General features: G+C 34.0%; 9 protein-coding genes. 1 reads left to right on the forward strand and 8 read right to left on the reverse strand.

Going from position 1 to position 20,842, the window contains the following annotated elements:
* Nucleotides 1–36: 36 nt before the first annotated feature.
* The 6 genes from IEU88_RS02840 to IEU88_RS02865 form a co-directional block, all read right to left on the reverse strand.
* A complete protein-coding gene (locus IEU88_RS02840; RefSeq protein ID WP_115359554.1) occupies nt 37–12,633 on the reverse strand; it encodes a GA-like domain-containing protein in 12,597 nt (4,198 codons plus the stop codon).
* A gap of 295 nt (nt 12,634–12,928) precedes the next feature.
* Nucleotides 12,929–13,912, reverse strand: a complete 984-nt coding sequence (locus IEU88_RS02845; RefSeq protein ID WP_096808196.1) for a choloylglycine hydrolase family protein — start codon at nt 13,910–13,912, stop codon at nt 12,929–12,931.
* Nucleotides 13,913–14,057: 145 nt separating this feature from the next.
* The gene (nrdG, locus tag IEU88_RS02850; RefSeq protein WP_096808195.1) at nt 14,058–14,588 is read right to left on the reverse strand and encodes an anaerobic ribonucleoside-triphosphate reductase activating protein; all 531 of its coding nucleotides are present in this window, start codon (nt 14,586–14,588) and stop codon (nt 14,058–14,060) included.
* Nucleotides 14,585–16,435 carry an anaerobic ribonucleoside-triphosphate reductase gene (nrdD, locus tag IEU88_RS02855; RefSeq protein WP_103373609.1) on the reverse strand — a complete coding sequence of 617 codons (1,851 nt, stop codon included), beginning with the start codon at nt 16,433–16,435 and terminating at the stop codon, nt 14,585–14,587. The genes nrdG and nrdD overlap by 4 nt, the downstream gene beginning before the upstream one ends.
* Before the next feature lie 256 nt (nt 16,436–16,691).
* A complete protein-coding gene (locus IEU88_RS02860) occupies nt 16,692–17,615 on the reverse strand; it encodes an AEC family transporter (RefSeq protein ID WP_115359553.1) in 924 nt (307 codons plus the stop codon).
* A 288-nt stretch (nt 17,616–17,903) separates the two neighbouring features.
* Nucleotides 17,904–18,071 (reverse strand): hypothetical protein, encoded by a 168-nt coding sequence (locus IEU88_RS02865; protein ID WP_157772535.1) that lies wholly within the window; start codon nt 18,069–18,071, stop codon nt 17,904–17,906.
* A 731-nt stretch (nt 18,072–18,802) separates the two neighbouring features.
* Between IEU88_RS02865 and IEU88_RS02870 the strand changes: the two genes are divergently transcribed.
* Nucleotides 18,803–19,624, forward strand: a complete 822-nt coding sequence (locus IEU88_RS02870; protein WP_096808192.1) for a helix-turn-helix domain-containing protein — start codon at nt 18,803–18,805, stop codon at nt 19,622–19,624.
* Nucleotides 19,625–19,683: 59 nt separating this feature from the next.
* Here the strand turns inward: IEU88_RS02870 and IEU88_RS02875 are convergent, their stop codons facing one another.
* Nucleotides 19,684–20,250, reverse strand: coding sequence for a DUF4064 domain-containing protein (locus tag IEU88_RS02875; RefSeq protein WP_174221762.1), 567 nt, complete (start codon nt 20,248–20,250; stop codon nt 19,684–19,686).
* A 125-nt stretch (nt 20,251–20,375) separates the two neighbouring features.
* Nucleotides 20,376–20,828: a MarR family winged helix-turn-helix transcriptional regulator gene (locus IEU88_RS02880; protein WP_103373075.1), complete on the reverse strand. Its 453-nt coding sequence runs from the start codon at nt 20,826–20,828 to the stop codon at nt 20,376–20,378.
* Nucleotides 20,829–20,842 lie beyond the last annotated feature (14 nt).

Below are 20,842 nucleotides of genomic sequence, written 5' to 3' on the forward strand. Positions count from 1 at the left end.
TCTTTTTTGTCCTATATAAATAGTCATTATTAAATTTTAGCTATTTTTTTCTGTACCTTTCTTTTTTGCTTGTCGCTTTCTTAAGATCATCATTGAACCTATAGCGCCTAGTAAAGTTCCAAAAATCCAACTATCTTTATTTTTTCCACCTGTATTAGGTAAATGAGTTAGTGAATTCATACTATGTTCTGAACTTTCATTAGTCTCATTTTTCATTATTTGCAAATGATCTGTGACTATATTTAATTGTTGCAGTCCTGTATGAAGTCTTTCATTTAATAGTGTATTATCTTTATCATTTAAATTTTGTACTTTCACATTTTTATTTATAAGGTTATGTGAGTTTGAATTTTTGATAGTATTGTCCAAATGTTTATTTACTTTAGCATGATTTTGACCCTTTATGTTTGATGATTGTATATCTAATATACCATTGCCATCTTTATCATTTATTGATGATGAAGTCACTAAATTAATTTGATCTAAACGTTTTTGTAAATCACCTTTACCTGCTGTACCATCTGGTACATTATTAAGTTTTTCTGACGCATTTGCCTTAGCTGTTTTCAATGCTTCAATTAGTTGATCTAATTCGGCTTTTTCATCCGGGTTTACTAAACCATCAGCTGTGATTTCCACTAGCTTATTATCTGCTGCTATTTTTGCTTGTTCCACTGCCTCAATTGCTTGTTCTGCCTCAGATAATTGTTCAGTATCTAAGACTCCGTTACCGTCTTGGTCATTTATTTCTGGTGAAGTCACTGTACCAATTTGATCTAGACGTGTTTGTAACCCATCTTTGCCTGTTGTACCAGTTGGTACATTGTTCAATTTTGTCGAAGCTTCTGCTTTCGCTGTTTCTAATGCTTCAATTAGTTGATCTAACTCAGCTTTCTCGCTCGGATTTACTAAGTTATCAGACGTGATTTCCGCTAACTTATTATCTGCTGCTTTTTTAGATTCTTCTACTACCACAATTGCTTGCTCCGCCTCAGATAATTGTTCTGTATCTAGCACTCCATTACTATCTCGGTCATTTATTTCCGGTGCTGCCACTGAATCAATTTGGTTTAAGCGTGTTTGTAGTGCGACTTTACCTGCTGTACCATTTGGTACACTGTTTAATTTCGTTGAAGCTTCTGCCTTCGCTGTTTCTAATGCTTTGATAAGTTTATCTAACTCAGCTTTCTCATTTGGATTTACTAAGCCATCAGCTGTGATTTCCACTAGCTTATTATCGACGACTTTCTTAGCTTCTTCCACTGCTTCAATTGCTTGCTCCGCCTCAGATAATTGTTCTGTATCTAGCACTCCATTACTATCTCTATCATTTACTTCTGGCGCTGTCACTGAGTCAATTTGATCTAAACGTGTTTGTAACTCAGCTTTTCCTGCTGTACCAGTTGGTATGTTGGTTAATTTTGTTGAAGCTTCTGCTTTTGCCGTTTCTAATGCTTCGATAAGTTGATTTAACTCAGCTTTTTCACTTGGGTTAACCAAATTATCGGATGTGACTTCTGCTAACTTATTATCGACAGCTTGTTTAGCTTGTTCCACTCCTACAATTGCTTGTTCCGCCTCTGATAATTGTTCTGTATCTAAAACACCATTACTATCTCGGTCATTGACCTCAGGCGCTGTTACTGAAACAATTTGGTCTAAACGAGTTTGTAATCCATCTTTTCCTGGTGTACCGTTTGGTACATTGTTTAATTTCGCTGAAGCTTCTGCTTTCGCTGTTTCTAACGCTTCGATGAGTTGTTCTAACTCGGCTTTTTCACTTGGATTAACCAAATTATCGGATGTGACTTCTGCTAACTTATTATCGACGGCTTTTTTAGCTTCTTCTAATGCCGTAATTGCTTCTTCTGCCTCTGATAATTGTTCAGTATCTAAAACGCCATTACTGTCTTGATCATTTACTTCTAGGATTGTCACTGTACCAATTTGATCTAAACGTGTTTGTAACTCAGCTTTACCTGTTGTACCGTTTGGTACATTATTTAATTTCGTTAAAGCATCTGCTTTCGCTGTTTCTAATGCTTCAATTAATTTATCTAATCCGACTTTCTCGCTCGGATTAATCAAATTATCGGCTGTGATTTCAGATAACTTATTGTCTGCATCTTGCTTAGCTTGTTCCGCTGCTTCAATTGCTTGTGCTGCCTCTGATAATTGCTCTGTATCTAAAACGCCATTACTATCTCGGTCATTTACTTCTGGTGAAGTCACTGTACCAATTTGATCTAAACGTGTTTGTAATACGTCTTTACCTGTTGTACCGTTTGGTACATTGTTTAATTTCGCTGAAGCTTCTGCTTTCGCTATTTCTAACGTTTCGATGAGTTGATCTAATTCGAATTTCTCTTCTGGATTAATTAATCCGTCCAATGTGATTTCAGACAACTTATTATCGACGGCTTTCTTAGCTTGTTCTACTGCCGCAATTGTTTGTTCCGCCTCAGACAGTTGTTCAGTATCTAGAACGCCATTACTATCTTGATCATTCACTTCTGGTAAACTCACTGAACCAATTTGGTCTAGGCGTGTTTGTAGTGCATCTTTGTCTGTTATACCATCTGGTACATTGTTTAATTTCGTCGAAGCTTCTACTTTAGCTGTTTCTAATGCTTCGATAAGTTGATTTAACTCAGCTTTTTCACTTGGATTTACTAATCCATCAAATGTAACTTCAGATAACTTGTTATTTACGTCTTGTTTAGCTTGTTCTACTGCCGCAATTGCTTGTTCTGCTTCTGATAATTGTTCAGTATCTAAAACGCCATTACTATCTCGGTCATTTACTTCTGGGATTGTCACTGAACCGATTTGGTCTAAACGACTTTGTAATTCATCTTTACCTGTTGTACTATCAGGTACATTATTCAGTTTTTCTGATGCGTTTGTTTTTGCTGTTTCTAACGCTTCAATTAGTTGATCTAACTCAGCTTTTTCACTTGGATTTACTAATCCATCAGATGTAACTTCAGATAACTTATTATCGACGGTTTTCTTAGCTTCTTCCACTGCCGCAATTGCTTCTTCTGCTTTAGACAACTGCTCTGTATCTAAAGCTCCATTGGCGTCTTGATCATTTACTTCTGGTGCAGTCACTGAATCAATTTGAGCTAGACGTGTTTGTAATTCATCTTTTCCTGTCGTACCATCTGGTACATTGTTAAATTTTTCTGATGCATTTGTTTTTGCTGTTTCTAACACTTCAATTAATTTCTCTAACTCAGATTTTTCTTCTGGATTAATTAATCCGTCCGATGTGATTTCAGTTAACTTATTATCGACGACTTTCTTAGCTTCTTCCACTGCTTCAATTGCTTCTTCTGCCTCTGATAATTGTTCAGTGTCCAAGACTCCATTACTATCTTGGTCATTTACTTCCGGTGTTGTCACTGAACCAATTTCACCTAAACGTGTTTGTAATCCGTCTTTACCTGTTGTACCGTTTGGTACATTGTTTAATTTCGTTGAAGCTTCTGCCTTAGCTGTTTCTAATGCTCCGATAAGTTGATCTAACTCGGCTTTCTCACTTGGATTTACTAACCCATCCTCTGTGATTTCAGATAACTTATTATCGACGGCTTTCTTAGCTCGTTCTACTGCCGCAATTGCTTGTTCCGCCTCTGATAATTGTTCTGTATCTAAAACGCCATCACCATCTTGATCATTGACCTCAGGCGCTGTTACTGAACCAATTTGATCTAAACGAGTTTGTAATCCATCTTTTCCTGTTGTACCGTCTGGTACACTGTTCAATTTCGCTGAAGCTTCTGCTTTTGCCGTTTCTAACGTTTCGATGAGTTGATCTAATTCGTCTTTCTCGCTCGGATTAATTAATCCATCCGATGTGATTTCAGATAACTTATTATCTACAGCGTTCTTAGCTTGTTCCATTGCTTCAATTGCTTCTTCTGCCTCTGATAATTGGTCTGTATCTAGTACACCATTACTATCTCGGTCATTGACCTCAGGCGCTGTTACTGAAACAATTTGGTCTAAACGAGTTTGTAACTCACCTTTACCTGTTGTACCGTTTGGTACACTGTTCAATTTCGCTGAAGCTTCTGCTTTCGCTGTTTCTAATGCTTCGATAAGTTGATCTAACTCAGCTTTCTCGCTCGGATTTACTAAGTTATCAGACGTGATTTCCGCTAACTTATTATCGACCGCTTTTTTAGCTTCTTCTACTGCTTCAATTGCTTGTTCCGCTTTAGACAACTGCTCTGTATCTAAGACTCCGTTACTGTCTTGGTCATTTATTTCTGGTGAAGTCACTGTATCGATTTGATCTAAGCGTGTTTGTAATCCGTCTTTACCTGTCGTACCGTCTGGTACATTATTGAGTTTTTCTGACGCATTTGTTTTAGCTATTTCTAATGTTTCAATTAATTTCTCTAATTCAGCTTTTTCACTTGGATTTACTAAGTTATCAGACGTAATCTCAGACAACTTGTTAGCTGCTACTTTTTTAGCTTGTTCTACTGCAGCGATTGCTTCTTCTGCTTTAGACAACTGCTCTGTATCTAAAACTCCATTGGCGTCTTGATCATTCACTTCTGGAGAAATCACTGAATCAATTTGGTCTAAGCGACTTTGTAACTCACCTTTACCTGTTGTACCGTTTGGTACACTGTTCAATTTCGCTGAAGCTTCTGCTTTCGCTGTTTCTAATGCTTCGATAAGTTGATCTAACTCGGCTTTCTCACTTGGATTTACTAAACCATCTGGCGTAATTTCTGTTAACTTATTATCGACGGCTTTTTTAGCTCGTTCTGCTGCCGTAATTACTTCTTCTGCTTTAGACAACTGCTCTGTATCTAAAACTCCATTGGCGTCTTGATCATTTACTTCTGGTAAAGTCACTGAGTCAATTTGATCTAAACGTGTTTGTAATCCGTCTTTACCTGTTGTACCGTCTGGTACATTATTGAGTTTTTCTGACGCATTTATTTTAGCTATTTCTAATGTTTCAATTAATTTCTCTAATTCAGCTTTTTCACTTGGATTTACTAACCCATCCTCTGTGATTTCAGATAACTTATTATCGACGGCTTTCTTAGCTCGTTCTACTGCCGTAATTGCTTCTTCTGCTTTAGACAACTGCTCTGTATCTAGCACTCCATTGCTATCTTGATCATTTACTTCTGGTAAAGTCACTGGACCAATTTGATCTAAACGTGTTTGTAACCCATCTTTTCCTGTTGTACCGTCTGGTACATTATTGAGTTTTTCTGACGCATTTGTTTTAGCTATTTCTAATGTTTCAATTAATTTCTCTAATTCAGCTTTTTCACTTGGATTTACTAAGTTATCAGACGTAATCTCAGACAACTTGTTAGCTGCTACTTTTTTAGCTTGTTCCACTGCCGCAATTGCTTGCTCCGCCTCTGATAATTGTTCTGTATCTAAAACGCCATCACCATCTTGATCATTGACCTCAGGCGCTGTTACTGAACCAATTTGATCTAAACGAGTTTGTAATCCATCTTTTCCTGTTGTACTGTCTGGTACACTGTTCAATTTCGCTGAAGCTTCTGCTTTTGCCGTTTCTAACGTTTCGATGAGTTGATCTAATTCGTCTTTCTCGCTCGGATTAATTAATCCGTCCGATGTGATTTCAGATAACTTATTATCTACAGCGTTCTTAGCTTGTTCTGCTGCTTCAATTGCTTGTTCCGCTTTAGACAACTGCTCGGTATCTAGTACACCATTACCATCTTGATCATTTACTTCTGGTAAAGTCACTGAACCAATTTGATCTAAACGTGGTTGTAACCCATCTTTTCCTGTTGTACCGTCTGGTACACTATTCAATTTCGCTACAGCTTCTGCTTTCGCTGTTTCTAATGCTTCGACAAGTTGATCTAACTCAGCTTTCTCGCTCGGATTTACTAAGTTGTCAGACGTGGTTTCCGCTAACTTATTATCGACGGCTTTTTTAGCTTGTTCTACTGCCGCAATTGCTTGTTCCACCTCAGATAACTGCTCTGTATCTAGCACGCCATTACCGTCTTGATCATTCACTTCTGGGAAATTCACTGAATAAATTTGGTCTAAGCGAGTTTGTAGTGCATCTTTACCTGTTGTACCGTCTGGTACATTATTCAGTTTTTCTAACGCATTTGTTTTTGCCGTTTCTAATGCTTCAATTAAGCCGTCTAATTCGGCTTTTTCATCCGGATTAATTAATCCGTCCGCTGTAATTTCAGTTAACTTGTTATCTGCAGCTTGCCTAGCTTGTTCTGCTGCTTCAATTGCTTGTTCCGCCTCTGATAATTGTTCAGTATCTAAAACGCCATTACTATCTCGGTCATTTATTTCTGGTGAAGTCACTGAACCGATTTGGTCTAGTCGGCTTTGTAACTCATCTTTGCCTGTTGTACCGCCTGGTATATTATTGAGTTTTTCTGACGCATTTACTTTTGCCGTTTCTAATACCTCAATTAATTCCTCTAATTCGGCTTTTTCACTTGGATTTACTAAGTTATCAGACGTAATCTCAGACAACTTGTTAGCTGCTGCTTTTTTAGCTTCTTCTACTGCCGTAATTGCTTGTGATGCCTCTGATAACTGTTCTGTATCTTTAACCCCATTACTATCTCGGTCATTTACTTCCGGTGTTGTCACTGAACCAATTTTACCTAAACGTGTTTGTAATCCGTCTTTACCTGTTGTACCGTTTGGTACATTATTCAGTTTTTCTGACGCATTTACTTTTGCCGTTTCTAATACCTCAATTAATTCCTCTAATTCGGCTTTTTCACTTGGATTTACTAAGTTATCAGACGTGATTTCCGCTAACTTATTATCGACGGCTTTCTTAGCTTCTTCTACTGCCGTAATTGCTTCTTCTGCTTTAGACAACTGCTCTGTATCTAAAACTCCATTGGCGTCTTGATCATTCACTTCTGGAGAAATCACTGAATCAATTTGGTCTAAGCGACTTTGTAACTCACCTTTACCTGTTGTACCGTTTGGTACACTGTTCAATTTCGCTGCAGCTTCTGCTTTCGCTGTTTCTAATGCTTCGACAAGTTGATCTAACTCAGCTTTCTCGCTCGGATTTACTAAGCTATCAGACGTGATTTCCGCTAACTTATTATCGACGGCTTTCTTAGCTTCTTCCACTGCCGCAATTGCTTCTTCTGCCCCTGATAACTGTTCTGTATCTAAAACCCCATTACTATCTCGGTCATTTACTTCCGGTGTTGTCACTGAACCAATTTCACCTAAACGTGTTTGTAATCCGTCTTTACCTGTTGTACCGTTTGGTACATTATTCAGTTTTTCTGACGCATTTACTTTTGCCGTTTCTAATACCTCAATTAATTCCTCTAATTCGGCTTTTTCTTCTGGATTTACTAAGCTATCCGATGTAATTTCAGATAACTTATTATCTACCGCTTGTTTAGATTGTTCCACTCCTACAATTGCTTGTTCCGCCTCTGATAATTGTTTTGTATCTAAAACGCCATTACCGTCTTGATCATTCACTTCTGGAGAAATCACTGAATCAATTTGGTCTAAGCGACTTTGTAACTCACCTTTACCTGTTGTACCGTTTGGTACATTGTTTAATTTCGCTGAAGCTTCTGCTTTCGCTGTTTCTAACGCTTCGATGAGTTGATCTAACTCAGCTTTCTCGCTCGGATTTACTAAGTTATCAGACGTGATTTCCGCTAACTTATTATCGACGGCTTTTTTAGCTTCTTCTACTGCTTCAATTGCTTGCTCCGCCTCAGATAATTGTTTAGTATCTAGAACGCCATTACCATCTTGATCATTGACCTCAGGCGCTGTCACTGAACCAACTTGATTTAAGCGAGTTTGTAACTCTTCTTTGCCTGGTGTACCATTTGGTACATTGTTTAATTTCGTCGAAGCTTCTACTTTAGCTGTTTCTAACGCTTCGATGAGTTGTTCTAACTCGGCTTTTTCTTCTGGATTTACTAAGCTATCCGATGTAATTTCAGATAACTTATTATCTACTGCTTGTTTAGATTGTTCCACTCCTACAATTGCTTGTTCCGCCTCTGATAATTGTTCTGTATCTAAAACGCCATTACCGTCTTGATCATTCACTTCTGGAGGAATCACTGAATCAATTTGGTTTAAGCGAGTTTGTAACTCATCTTTGCCTGTTGTACCGTTTGGTACACTGTTCAATTTCGCTGAAGCTTCTGCCTTAGCTGTTTCTAACGCTCCGATAAGTTGATCTAACTCGGCTTTCTCACTTGGATTTACTAAACCATCTGACGTAATTTCTGTTAACTTATTAGCTACAGCGCTCTTAGTTTGTTCCACTGCTTCAATTGCTTGCTCCGCCTCAGATAATTGTTCTGTATCTAAAACGCCATTACCGTCTTGATCATTCACTTCTGGCGCTGTCACTGAGTCAATTTGATCTAAGCGAGTTTGTAACTCAGCTTTTCCTGTTGTACCAGTTGGTACACTGTTCAATTTCGCTGAAGCTTCTGCTTTTGCCGTTTCTAATGCCTCAATTAATTTATCTAATTCGGCTTTTTCTTCTGGATTTACTAAGCTATCCGATGTGATTTCAGTTAACTTGTTAGCTGCTGCTTTTTTAGCTTCTTCTACTGCTTCAATTGCTTGTTCTGCCTCTGATAACTGTTCTGTATCTAAAACGCCATTACTATCTCGGTCATTTACTTCTGGGATTGTCACGGAACCGATTTGGTCTAAACGACTTTGTAATTCATCTTTACCTGTTGTACTATCAGGTACATTATTCAGTTTTTCTGATGCGTTTGTTTTTGCTGTTTCTAATGCTTCGACAAGTTGATCTAATTCGAATTTCTCACCTGAATTTACTAAGTCATCAGACATGATTTCTGTCAACTTGTTAGCTGCGATTTTCTTAGCTTCTTCCGCAGCTTGAATTGCTTGTTCTGCCTCTGATAACTGTTCTGTATCTAGCACGCCATTACTATCTTGATCATTTACTTCTGGTGCTGTTACTGAACCAACTTGGTTTATGCGTGTTTGTAACTCATCTTTGCCTGTCGTACCGTTTGGTACACTGTTCAATTTCGTCGAAGCATCTACTTTCGCTGTTTCTAATGTTTCGATTAATTTTTCTAACTCAGCTTTTTCATTTGGATTTACTAATCCATCCGATGTGATTTCTGCTAACTTATTATTGACGGCTTTCTTAGCTTCTTCCGCAGCTTGAATTGCTTGTTCTGCCCCTAATAATTGTTCTGTGTCTAACACGCCATTGCTATCTCGATCATTTACTTCTGGCGCTGTCACTGAGTCAATTTGTTTTAAGCGTGTTTGTAACTCATCTTTGCCTGTCGTACCGTTTGGTACACTGTTCAATTTCGCCGAAGCATCTACTTTCGCTGTTTCTAATGTTTCGATTAATTTTTCTAACTCAGCTTTTTCATTTGGATTTACTAATCCATCCGATGTGATTTCTGCTAACTTATTATTGACGGCTTTTTTAGCTTCTTCTACTCTCGCAATTGCTTCTTCTGCCTCAGATAACTGCTCGGTATCTAAGACGCCGTTACTGTCTTGATCATTTACTTTTGGTAATGTCACTGTGTCAATTTGATCTAAACGTGTTTGTAATCCGTCTTTACCTGTTGTACCGTCTGGTACACTATTCAATTTAGCTGCAGCTTCTACTTTAGCTGTTTCTAACGCTTCGATAAGTTGATCTAACTCGACTTTTTCTTCTGGATTAACTAATCCGTCCGATGTGATTTCAGTTAACTTGTTATCTACAGCTCTCTTATCTTGTTCCACTGCCGCAATTGCTTGTTCTGCCTCTGATAATTGTTCTGTATCTTTAACCCCATTACTATCTCGGTCATTTACTTCCGGTGTTGTCACTGAACCAATTTGGTTTAAGCGTGTTTGTAACTCCGCTTTGCCCGGTGTCCCATTAGGCACACTATTTAACTTCTCTAATGCAGTTGATTTAGCTGTTTCTAATACTTGATTTAACCTATCTATTTCTGCCTTTTCACTTGGATTAACTAAGCTGTCATTAGTCACTTCCGCTACCTTTTGAGCCACATTTCGTCTGGCTTGTTCTGCTGCTTGAATGGCCTGTTCCGCTTGTAATAATTGTTCCGTATCCAAGACTCCGTTACTATCTCTATCATTTACTTCTGGTAAAGTTACTGTGTCAATTCGACCTAAGCGTGTTTGTAACTCACCTTTACCTGTCATATTATTTGGTACGTTGTTGATTTTCTCTGCAGCTGTGCTTTTAACTATCTGTAAATCATTATTTAATTTATCTACTAGGGCTTTCTCACTTGGTGTAATTAACCTATCTTTTGTTACTTCTTCCAGTTTTTGATTTACATCACGTTTAGCTTGTTCTGCTGCTTGGACAGCTTGACTGGCTTGTGACAGTTGTTCTGTATCAAGAACTCCATTACTATCTACATCATTTACTTCTGGTAATGTCACTGTGTCAATTTTTTCTAATTTTTTCTGAAGTTTAATTTTATCTTTAATACCCTCTGGTAAGTTATTTACTTTTTCACTAGCTGTAGTCTTAGCCACTTTTAGTGCTTTATTTAAGCGGTCTATTTCGTTCTTCTCGTTTGGATTTATCAAACCATCTCTTGTTACTTCTACCAGCTTTTGGTCTACAGTTTGTTTTGCTTGTTCAGCCTTTTGGACAGCTTGTGCCGCTTCTGATAATTGAATATCATCTGCTACACCATTACTATCTAAATCATTCACTTTAGGTGAATTTACTGTGCCGATTTGGTCTAACCTACCTTGTAACTGATTTTTACCCGCTGTGCCGCTTAACACACCATTTAATTTAGTTATAGCTATTTGTTTTGCTTCTTCTAGGGCGTGGTTTGCTTCATCTACTTTTCGTTTCTCTGCAGGACTTACAGCTCCATCTGCTAATACTTTTGACAATTGTTGCTCAGCATATTGTTTTGCTTGTTCCGCTGTTTGTATTGCTTCTTCAGCCTTTTTTTTCTTAGATTTAGTTAAAGCTTTATTAATCCTTGTAGCTACATCATCGATATCGACAGACTGGTTTGTTATATTCACGCCTCTAAGCACATGAGGATCTATTGTATCACTAAGTATATATCCAAATAGTTTATCTTTCTTAACATCTATATAATGGTTAGCATCAAACGATATATAGAATTTAACTGTACCACCAGACCCGCCACCAGTATTTGGATTACCGTTAGAACCACTATGTGGACGTGTATATGAATAGTAACCTAAATGGTCTTGTTCTAACATCACTCTTTGTCTACCTTCATATTCAGCAAAAACTTTTTTAATTTTTTTATTTAAACTTTCATTTGGCCTTATAGCATAATTTTCAAATCGGTAAGTACCTCGACCTTTTTCTTTAGATAAAACCATAGTCGCAATGAGCACATCACCATCGTCATAAAAAATATCATCTTGAACTATACCAAAATGATTTTTCGTCACGTCAGATTGGTTCGTAAATGTATAAACAGCGCGATAATCGTCATTATTTCTGTTCAAAGTCAAGTCTTTCATTTTATACAATAATTGATTGATATTATTGGCTTGGTATGCGTTAAGCTTTTTATTAGTAGCTATTCCATAATTACCGTTAAAAATAGCATCGTAAGAAAATTTATTGTTTTTAAGTACGGTTTGCCTAATGATATTTCTTAAAAATAACTTTCTTTCTTCTTCAGTTAACTCATTTCTATTTTTTTCAACCTCTCTTATAGCTGTTGTAATAAAATCACCTGCTTGTACAGAGGTGTAATTCAACTTAGGATTGTAGACTATTTTTCGTATATTGTTAAAGTATAATAATCTATCCAAACTTCTAGCAACTCGTGATTTGGGTTTGTTTGGATATTGTTGTTTTATATTTTCTTTATTTGTTTTAATATTTTTATTTATAGTTGTTTCTTCAGCGTTTTTAAAACTCATAACTTTTGCACTTGAATTTGTAAAATTCACATTTTGTTTACTGGTATTTTCCTCTGTATTATTACGATCATTAGTTTCAATGTCGCTTTTTATTGAGACGTTAGGCTTTACGGCTGATGTTTTTTCTATTTCGTTATCGTTTGACAATATATTATTTTCTTTATCATTTAATAATTTGTTTGTTTGTTTAAAATTACTTTCAGATGAACTTTTAATTTGTTTTTCTGTTTGAACATCATCACCTGTTTTATTTTCTTGTGGTTTTATATCATTTTGATGTTGGTTTTGTTCAATTTGAGGCTTATTATGTACAATATTTGGGTCTTCTATATTTACTTTTTGGTCTTCTGCATCTTCTTTGTTAGGAATGTTATGAGGTACATTTTTAGATATATTATTATTCGATTCCTGGCTAATCGATGCGCTCTCACTTTCATTATGTGTTTGACTATTAATAAGAGTGTTGTTCTCCTCATTTTTATCTGGGTTAACTTGTTTATCTATGTTATCTATATCATTTAATGCTGACTTATCTTCACTTTCCAACATGTCTGCTTGTGCTTCTCCACTTTGGCTAAAAATCAATATACTGCCTAAAAGTATTGAAGCAGTTCCAATATTGAATTTCCGTATAGAATATCTGTTGTTTCTTCTTGCAATGTATTCTTTAAATATTCTCATAGGTATTTAATACTCCTTTTAATTAGTAAATTACCATCGCGTTTAATTCAATAGAACGCAATAAAAATTTCTAAAACAATTATAATTTGTTATTTTAATAGCTCATACTACTCGAATTATCTTAGTAAAAAAGTAAAGTATTTTAGTAAAATTTCGCTACTTTAATACGATATAAAATTGGACATAAAAAAGCGCATATAACACCAAATTAAACTTTTGGTTTCATATACGCTCAAATAAATAATTAAATTTTTCATAATGCTATAAGGTAGGTAAAAGTAGATTAACTTATAAGTTAACTTAATTTATTAACTATTAATCCTTTTATTGGTTCAAAAATTGTCATTTCTTTCTTATCCAATAATGCTTCTGTTAACTGTACTTCTGTGATTTGGTTGGTATCATACCATTTAATAAAAAATGTGCGTGTCGTTAAATTGAGTACTGTTTGGTATAAAGTATAATGTAGACCCTCGTCTTCATCTCTGACAGCACCTTTAGGTATACTCATTATCTCTAATAATTTAAACGCATTTAATATATCATTTTCTGAGCTGTTATCTTCTTCTAGGTAGTTTTTTAAATACGCGATACGGACAAAACGTTCAGCTGAAGTATAACCACCTGGTAAACCAAATGTCCCGCCCTCATTTCCTAGCGATTTTAAAGCGATGTTTGCAAATTTTTCTTCTTTAGGTTTTTGAGGTGAAATGTTTATGTAATTCTTCAAATTTTCATAATGCCAATTTAAATCTGGATTATTAGTTAATACAGCTACTGGGTTAGCGTTGATTACTATGCGTCCTTCATTAAAGGTTAGCTCCACTGTTTTGCCAGTATCATCAGAAATATGATAATGAAGTGGAGGAACTTCTGATATGTCATTTAATGTATGTGCTACCACATTAACTGATTTTGCATTTTCTATTAGATCTTCAATATTTTGGTTGTATCCTAAAATCCAATTAATCACTTCATTTTGAGCAATATTCATATAACCTTCTTTAATCTCGCTTGCATAAGAAGCATAACCTCTAAAATATTGAACCGACGCACCGACTCCATGTTCATTAACGCCATCTCCAAATAAAAATCCTTCCATATCACTGCCTGAACCTACGAACCCATATAATGTCTCACCTTTATAATCAACACGTGATTCCCAATAATAATGACGTGGTTGTACTGCTGGGTTACCTTTTAATTGATAAACAAAATCCATGGTGCGAGCTAATATAGCTTGATTATTTTTTGAAAAAAATGAAAAACCTGTACACATCTGTAATTGCTCCTTTATTTAAATATACTTAAATATGATGAAATCATATTTTAACGTTAACTAAGATTTTAATTAAATTTAATTTATATTAATAGCAATTCGCTTACATAATAAAAGAGACAGCTCGCATAGAAATAAACGCTTATCATGTATATTCAACAACTTTATTATTTTCTAATGATTTATGTACATCTATAATACGCTGATTTAAAGAACCTTTGTAAGGTAAGTTAGGCTTATATAAATGATTAATAAAAGGGCCGTCGATAAGCACATCTATATTTTTTAAAAATTCAATTCTTAAAGTTTGATCATTTGCTAAATATTCAAATAAAAATCCAGTCCATACCCATAATGTTTTACTATCACCAAAACGTTTTCGAAATGCTTGCGCACAAGTAAGTGTGACATCTAAATTACAAAATGGCTCGCCACCTAAAATACTCAATCCTTCTATATAATCTGGCTCACAATTTTTCAAAATTTCATTTAAAGTTTCATTGTTAAATCGTTCTCCATATTTAAAGTTTTGCGCTGCTTTATTGTAACAATTTAAACATGCGAATGGACATCCTGAAACATACAAACTACATCTAACGCCTTCGCCGTCTACGAAACTTTGTCTTTCTATTTTTGCTATATAACCTTGGCCTTGTGTAATATTTAAAATCGTCATATCGACCGGTCTTTCATATGTTTGACCCTTGCGCACATTTCTTTATGTCTTCCTTCAATCGTAGGACGTTGCACTGGATTGCCTAAATAACCACATGTTCTTTTTACTACATCTACTGTTTTAGGATCATTATTACCACAATCTGGACATTGATATCCAGTTTTAGTAGTTTTAAAATCACCTTTGAAATCACATAAACGACAATGATCTATAGGAATATTTGTACCTAAATAGCTAATTTTATCGTATGAGTAATCCCATACTGCTTCTAGTGCTTTTATATTGTGTGTTAATTTTGGGTATTCACAATAATGTATATAACCTCCACTAGCATAAAAAGGATAATCTTTTTCAAAATCAATTTTCTCAAAAGGTGTTATATCTTTTCGAACATCATAGTGGAATGAATTTTGATAATATCCTTTACTTGTAATATCTGCTATATTTCCAAATTTTTCCCTATCTAATCTACAAAAACGGTCTGTTAACGATTCACTTGGCGTACTGTATATGCTAAACCAAATATCATATATTTCAGTCCATTTGAGTTGATAGACTTTCATCGCTTTTAATATATCTAATGTAAAAGCTTTTCCTTTAGATGTTTTTTCCCAATTAGCGCCATAAAATACAATAGCGGCTTCATACAAACCAATATAGCCTATTGAAAGCGTTGCGCGTTTACCTTTAAATAAGGACATCACACTATCTTTATCGGTCAAACGATGTTTAAAGGCGCCATTTTTATATAATATGGGTGCATTGTCTGGAGTTGCTTGTTCTAAACGTTCAATCCTATAAACTAGTGCATCGTGCATCACTTGCATGCGTTCATGAAATAATTTCCAAAAAGATTCCATATTACCTTTTGACTCTAAAGCGATTCTAGGTATGTTAAGCGTCACTACCCCCAAATTACATCTACCATTATTCTCTCCTTCACCATCTTCATTTTTCCAAAGTGGTAAAAATGAACGACAGCCCATTGGTGCTTTAAAATCACCTAATATTTCTACCGTTTTATCGTAATTTAATATATCCGGATACATTCTTTTTGTAGAACATTCTAATGCTAATTGTTTAATATCGTAATTCGGATCGTCTTTACTATAATTAATGCCTTTTTTAATAGAAAATACTAACTTAGGAAAAATGGCAGTAATTCGATCTTTACCGAGCCCTTTAATACGTGTTTGTAATATCGCTCGTTGAATCTTTCGACTATATCGATCTGTGCCTAATCCAAAACCGAGCGTGACAAATGGCGTTTGGCCATTTGAAGTGTAAAGTGTATTAATCTCGTACTCCAAACTTTCAATAGCATCATTGATATCTTGTGTAATTTGATAATCAATATACGTTTCTATATGCTCTTTTTCGACAAATTGCGCTGCTAATTTACGATGTTTTATTTCATTATATTTAGCGTAGCAGCTTAATAGTTCATCCACTCTATCAATTGTGCAGCCACCGTATTGGCTACTAGAGACATTCGCAATAATTTGCACCAACTGCGCTGAAGCAGTTTGAATCGATTTTGGTGAGGTCACAGAAGCATTTCCTATTTGAAAACCATTTTTCAACATACTTTCAGCATCAATTAAGCAGCAATTTGTAAGTGGTTGAAATGGATGGTAATCCAAATCATGGAAATGTATATCCCCATTTGTATGTGCTTCTGCTACATGTTTTGGTAATAAATAGTCTAAGGCGTATGACTTCGAAACAACACCTGCTGTTAAATCTCTCATAGTAGAAAATGTAGCACTATCTTTATTTGCATTTTCATTTATCACTGTAGGATCTTTTGTAATAAGATTTGTTAAATCCTGTTCAATTTTATTCATCCTGCCCCTCTTTTCTATATATTGTATTTACTTTATAATCTAAGACACAATATATAGTGTTTCAATTCAAAAGAAGTCAATTAACAAATCCGTCACAACTTTGTTAAGAATTTTCGAACATTAATTTTTATTTAAAAAAATTATACATTGATCATATTAGTTATCTATTATTAATATCATAAAAAACCTGAAACATTAACTTGTCCCAGGTTCTTTGACTAATAACATGAAAATAATAATAAATTCAAATATTAATCTAGAATAATAATTTGGAAGCATAGATGACAACAACTACAGTAATGGAACTTAATAAAGTAGATAAAAAGACAAGTTCTGCTGCTAATTCTGGGTAATTATCATATTCTTGGGCAATAACAGAACTATTTACTGATGTTGGCATTGCAGAAGCAATAAATAGTGTTTGTGCAATAATGCCTTCTATACCCATAATTTTAATAATTATAAATGCTATTATAGGACCAACTACTAATCTCACAAATATAAAAACATAGGTCGATGACCATTTGAGACTGAAATTGATATTAGCGATCTGTGCACCAAGCATAATTAAAGCAATTGCAATCATTGCATCAGCCACGTAATTAGCTGGTGTCCAAATAAATTCCGGTACGGGCACATCAGCATAATTTAAAATAATTGCAAATAGTAAAGCGTAAAGCACTGGCATTTTGAAATAGCCTAACATAGCTTTGAGTTTACCAATTTGGGCAGACTGAATCGCAAATATACCGTAAGAAAAGGTGAAAATATTTTGTAATGACAGTACGATTACTTGTACTGACATTGCCAATGGATCCCCTTTGAACACTAAATCGTTAACTGGCACCCCATAATTGCCAGAGTTAAAAAATAATACACTATTCGTTAGTGTTGTAGCTTCACCTTTATCTCTCTTTTTAAATAAAGTTAAAATTTTACCAACTAAAAAAAGAATAAGTATGTATATAATGAAAAAAGCTACTATATATAATAATAAATGTATTTCAAAATTCGTCTTGTAAAACTTAACAAAAATAAATCCCGGTACAAACACATATATATTCAATTTTGCTAATGTTTTTAAATCTAGAGTGAATTTTTTCTGTAAGACAAATCCCAGTATAATCATTATAAAAATAGGTAGCAACACAGTTTGCAATATGTATAACATTTCACTCATGGTAGAACACTCCCCTTTAAGAAAAATTATACATGAGTCGTATCTATTTTTGTTAAAAATGCATCAAATGTTTTATTTATAAATGGGCGCTGCCATTTAATAGTACTAAGCGTTTATACATTACTATTAAAATTAGGAGCGAAATAGAAATCAGAAAATTAAAATATGACTTCCTACTTTTGCTCCTATAATGATACCTAAATTTTTAAAGTTTCGTGTATAAATTAATTTATACACTTATCATTTAATAACTTCTTATAGTTTACGATTATAACCTTGAAAATTATTTTATTTGCCGTTATTACTATCTTCTTTTTCGTTTTTATTTTCATTACTTATGTTATTTTCACCTTTATTCTCTTGTTCTCTTTTGTTTCTTTTCTTTTCTTCCATAATTGACATAACTATAAACCCAATGACCAATAATGGTGTAAGGATACCAATCATCATCATCATTTAACTCACCCCATTTTATTAATTTCACTTTTAATTTTTATACTAATACTTTATTACCAATTTACACGTTTTTAGAAACTTCCTCAATAGAACAATCAACCTATTTTTTATCTATGAAAAATAGCACTTCAAAGTTTTACTTTTAATAGCTACTTTAGATGAAGCATATCAAACACTGTCCTACCTCTTAAAAATTTAATTATTTACGCTTAAATGCACTATCTATTTTCTTTTCTAAAAAATAGTTGCTTTTCATGCTGTCTCTTCTCCTCCTATTGTTTTTAAACTTTTATTTATATATTATAAAAGTAAAGTAGCATAAAAGAATTTTTATAAATGATTATAACAACATAAAGCAAAACGAGATAATTCAGAGCAAAATAGATATTTGGAAAACCTTATGCATTAGTAAAAATATATTGTTCACTAATTTTTCGATATTTTCATTACTATTATGAGTTAAAATCCAATATATTATAAATAAATATATATAATATCCATTTTTTTACTTTAGTATTATAATTTTTCATAGTTTTGCGATATTAATTGACTATTCTACTAATGAAGCAGTAATATTTTAATAATAAAATTCTATTCAAGACTATTCACAAAAATGTCTCTTAGCATGATAGGTAATAAGTGCAACACTATAAATGCAAAGGGTCATCTTTGTTTAATGTAAATTAAACCTAATTAAATTTTGCGTTTATCAACCTTTGGGAGTGGAACAAATGAATTACAATCAAATCATCTACGCTGAATATGACAAATTAGACCATTTAAATACGCCTAATTTTTCAAATTTATATTTAGTTATTTCAGGTGTTTTACATTTCCAAAAGTTAGATTCAGATTATGTATTTCAACGTGGTAATGTTTTTGTTGTTTATGATTTTGAGGAAAACTTAATCATTCACAGAACAGGAATTCTTGCTTGTATTTCAATAAATAATTTAAGTTATAATCGTTTTTCATTAGTAAATAGAGAAGACCTAATAAATAAATCTCAGAGATCTAAACTTATAACTGAAACTTATATAGAGACTTTGAAAGCCATTCTTAAAAATGATTCATTTAACAGTGACATTGGCGTTATTAAATTAATTAATTATTTTAGCCCTACAAAAACACGTTTACATACCAACTTATCCTACTCAAATAAATTAATTAAAAATGTTGTTGAATATATTAATCAAAATTACAAACAGCCCTTAACACTTGATATATTAGCTAAAAAATTTTTTGTGAATAACAGTTATCTATCTAGGGAATTTTCAAAAAAGATGAATATTTCTTTAATAAAATATATTAAAAAGGTAAAAATTTATAGTCTTTCTAGAGAATTACTAGATAATGGAAACGGAGAATCAACATGGCGTAATTATGGCTTTCGTTCATATAATACATATTTAAGAGACTTTAAAAAGGTGATGAAAATGACACCAAAAGATTTCATCAAACAACACACTTATAAAAATGAAAATACTAGTATTGAACATCATCATTTATATAATCAACTACAGCTTCTTTTAGATGATATTAAACCTACATAATATGCCATTTAAATAACAAAACCAAGCTTTCCTTTAAAAGGATCACTTGGTTTTGTTGGTTAATATTTATATTTATTATCGTCATCTGAATCTGTATATTTATCTTTAATTTCTTGTTGTTCGTTCTCTTTTTGATCTTCAGACAACACATATGAATTATTATGCTCATTTACTTGCGAGCCATCTTTAATATAAGGGTTAGCATCATCTTCTGCATTTCTCGTATAGATAGGATCTCTCGGTTTTCTCACGAGCAACATAATACCTGAAACTAGCCATAATATGGCATTAATCCAATTACCAGCAAATGAAATAACGCCTACAATGATTAGTAAGATACCTGCCGCCTTTGCTTTTTTGCCAATTAACACCGCACCAATGATCGCGATAATTAATAAAATAATTGATAACACAAGTCCTGCTGTTACCAGTCCACTAAGCATATTGATAACCGCTTCTCCATTTTCGTATGTGATGGTACTGTCGCTTTCCATCATCGACTGTATCATGGCATCTTTCATTGACCCGTTTCCGAATAATGGTAGGAAAATCGCAAGCACAATCACGCCAAGTAATTGGAGCCCGATACCAATCCAAGCAAGCACGCGTTCAACAGTTCTTTTCATCATGTTACACTCCTTGTCATCAGTTTATGATTTTTTCCAATTAGTACACTTTTCAAATTATATAATTCAGTATACTAATCATTAATATACAAGTCCATGTATAACACAAACAATTTCCCAGGTAATTATTTACTTTTTCTAAAAGCATCATCAATACGTTCTAACTGATTTACAAAATGTTCTATTTCCTCAAGTGTAAATCGGTTACCTAAACGTTTTTTCACTTCCTCTGTCATTGTTTCAGTAGCTCGTTTCAAAAACATTTCACCTTCAATACTTAACTGTACTAATTTAATTCTTTTATTATTCGAATGTGCTCTTTGCACATAACCCATTTCTTCAAGTTTACCAATACGTTTTGAAGCAGCTGTTTTAAATATATTTTGTAAAGATGCTAGCTCATTTATCGTAACTTGTCCTTCTGTTTGGATAATTCTCATCGCTTCTATTTGTTCTCTTGAAAGTAAGTTAGTCAAGCTAGAGTCGTTTACCATTTCAACAATTTCTTTATTTAAATACAACATGACGGTTTGAAATTTACGAATTGCATGCTCAATCGATTGATCTACGTTATCCATAACATTACACCTCT

The organism is Staphylococcus nepalensis, from assembly GCF_014635045.1.
Lineage (GTDB): Bacteria > Bacillota > Bacilli > Staphylococcales > Staphylococcaceae > Staphylococcus > Staphylococcus nepalensis.

Excerpts from the sequence above, each read along its gene's own strand:
- IEU88_RS02840 (WP_115359554.1), bottom strand. The coding sequence starts at position 12,633 with ATGAGAATATTTAAAGAATACATTGCAAGAAGAAACAACAGATATTCT.
- IEU88_RS02845 (WP_096808196.1), bottom strand. The coding sequence starts at position 13,912 with ATGTGTACAGGTTTTTCATTTTTTTCAAAAAATAATCAAGCTATATTA.
- nrdG (WP_096808195.1), bottom strand. The coding sequence starts at position 14,588 with ATGACGATTTTAAATATTACACAAGGCCAAGGTTATATAGCAAAAATA.
- nrdD (WP_103373609.1), bottom strand. The coding sequence starts at position 16,435 with ATGAATAAAATTGAACAGGATTTAACAAATCTTATTACAAAAGATCCT.
- IEU88_RS02860 (WP_115359553.1), bottom strand. The coding sequence starts at position 17,615 with ATGAGTGAAATGTTATACATATTGCAAACTGTGTTGCTACCTATTTTT.
- IEU88_RS02865 (WP_157772535.1), bottom strand. The coding sequence starts at position 18,071 with ATGATGATGATGATTGGTATCCTTACACCATTATTGGTCATTGGGTTT.
- IEU88_RS02870 (WP_096808192.1), top strand. The coding sequence starts at position 18,803 with ATGAATTACAATCAAATCATCTACGCTGAATATGACAAATTAGACCAT.
- IEU88_RS02875 (WP_174221762.1), bottom strand. The coding sequence starts at position 20,250 with ATGAAAAGAACTGTTGAACGCGTGCTTGCTTGGATTGGTATCGGGCTC.
- IEU88_RS02880 (WP_103373075.1), bottom strand. The coding sequence starts at position 20,828 with ATGGATAACGTAGATCAATCGATTGAGCATGCAATTCGTAAATTTCAA.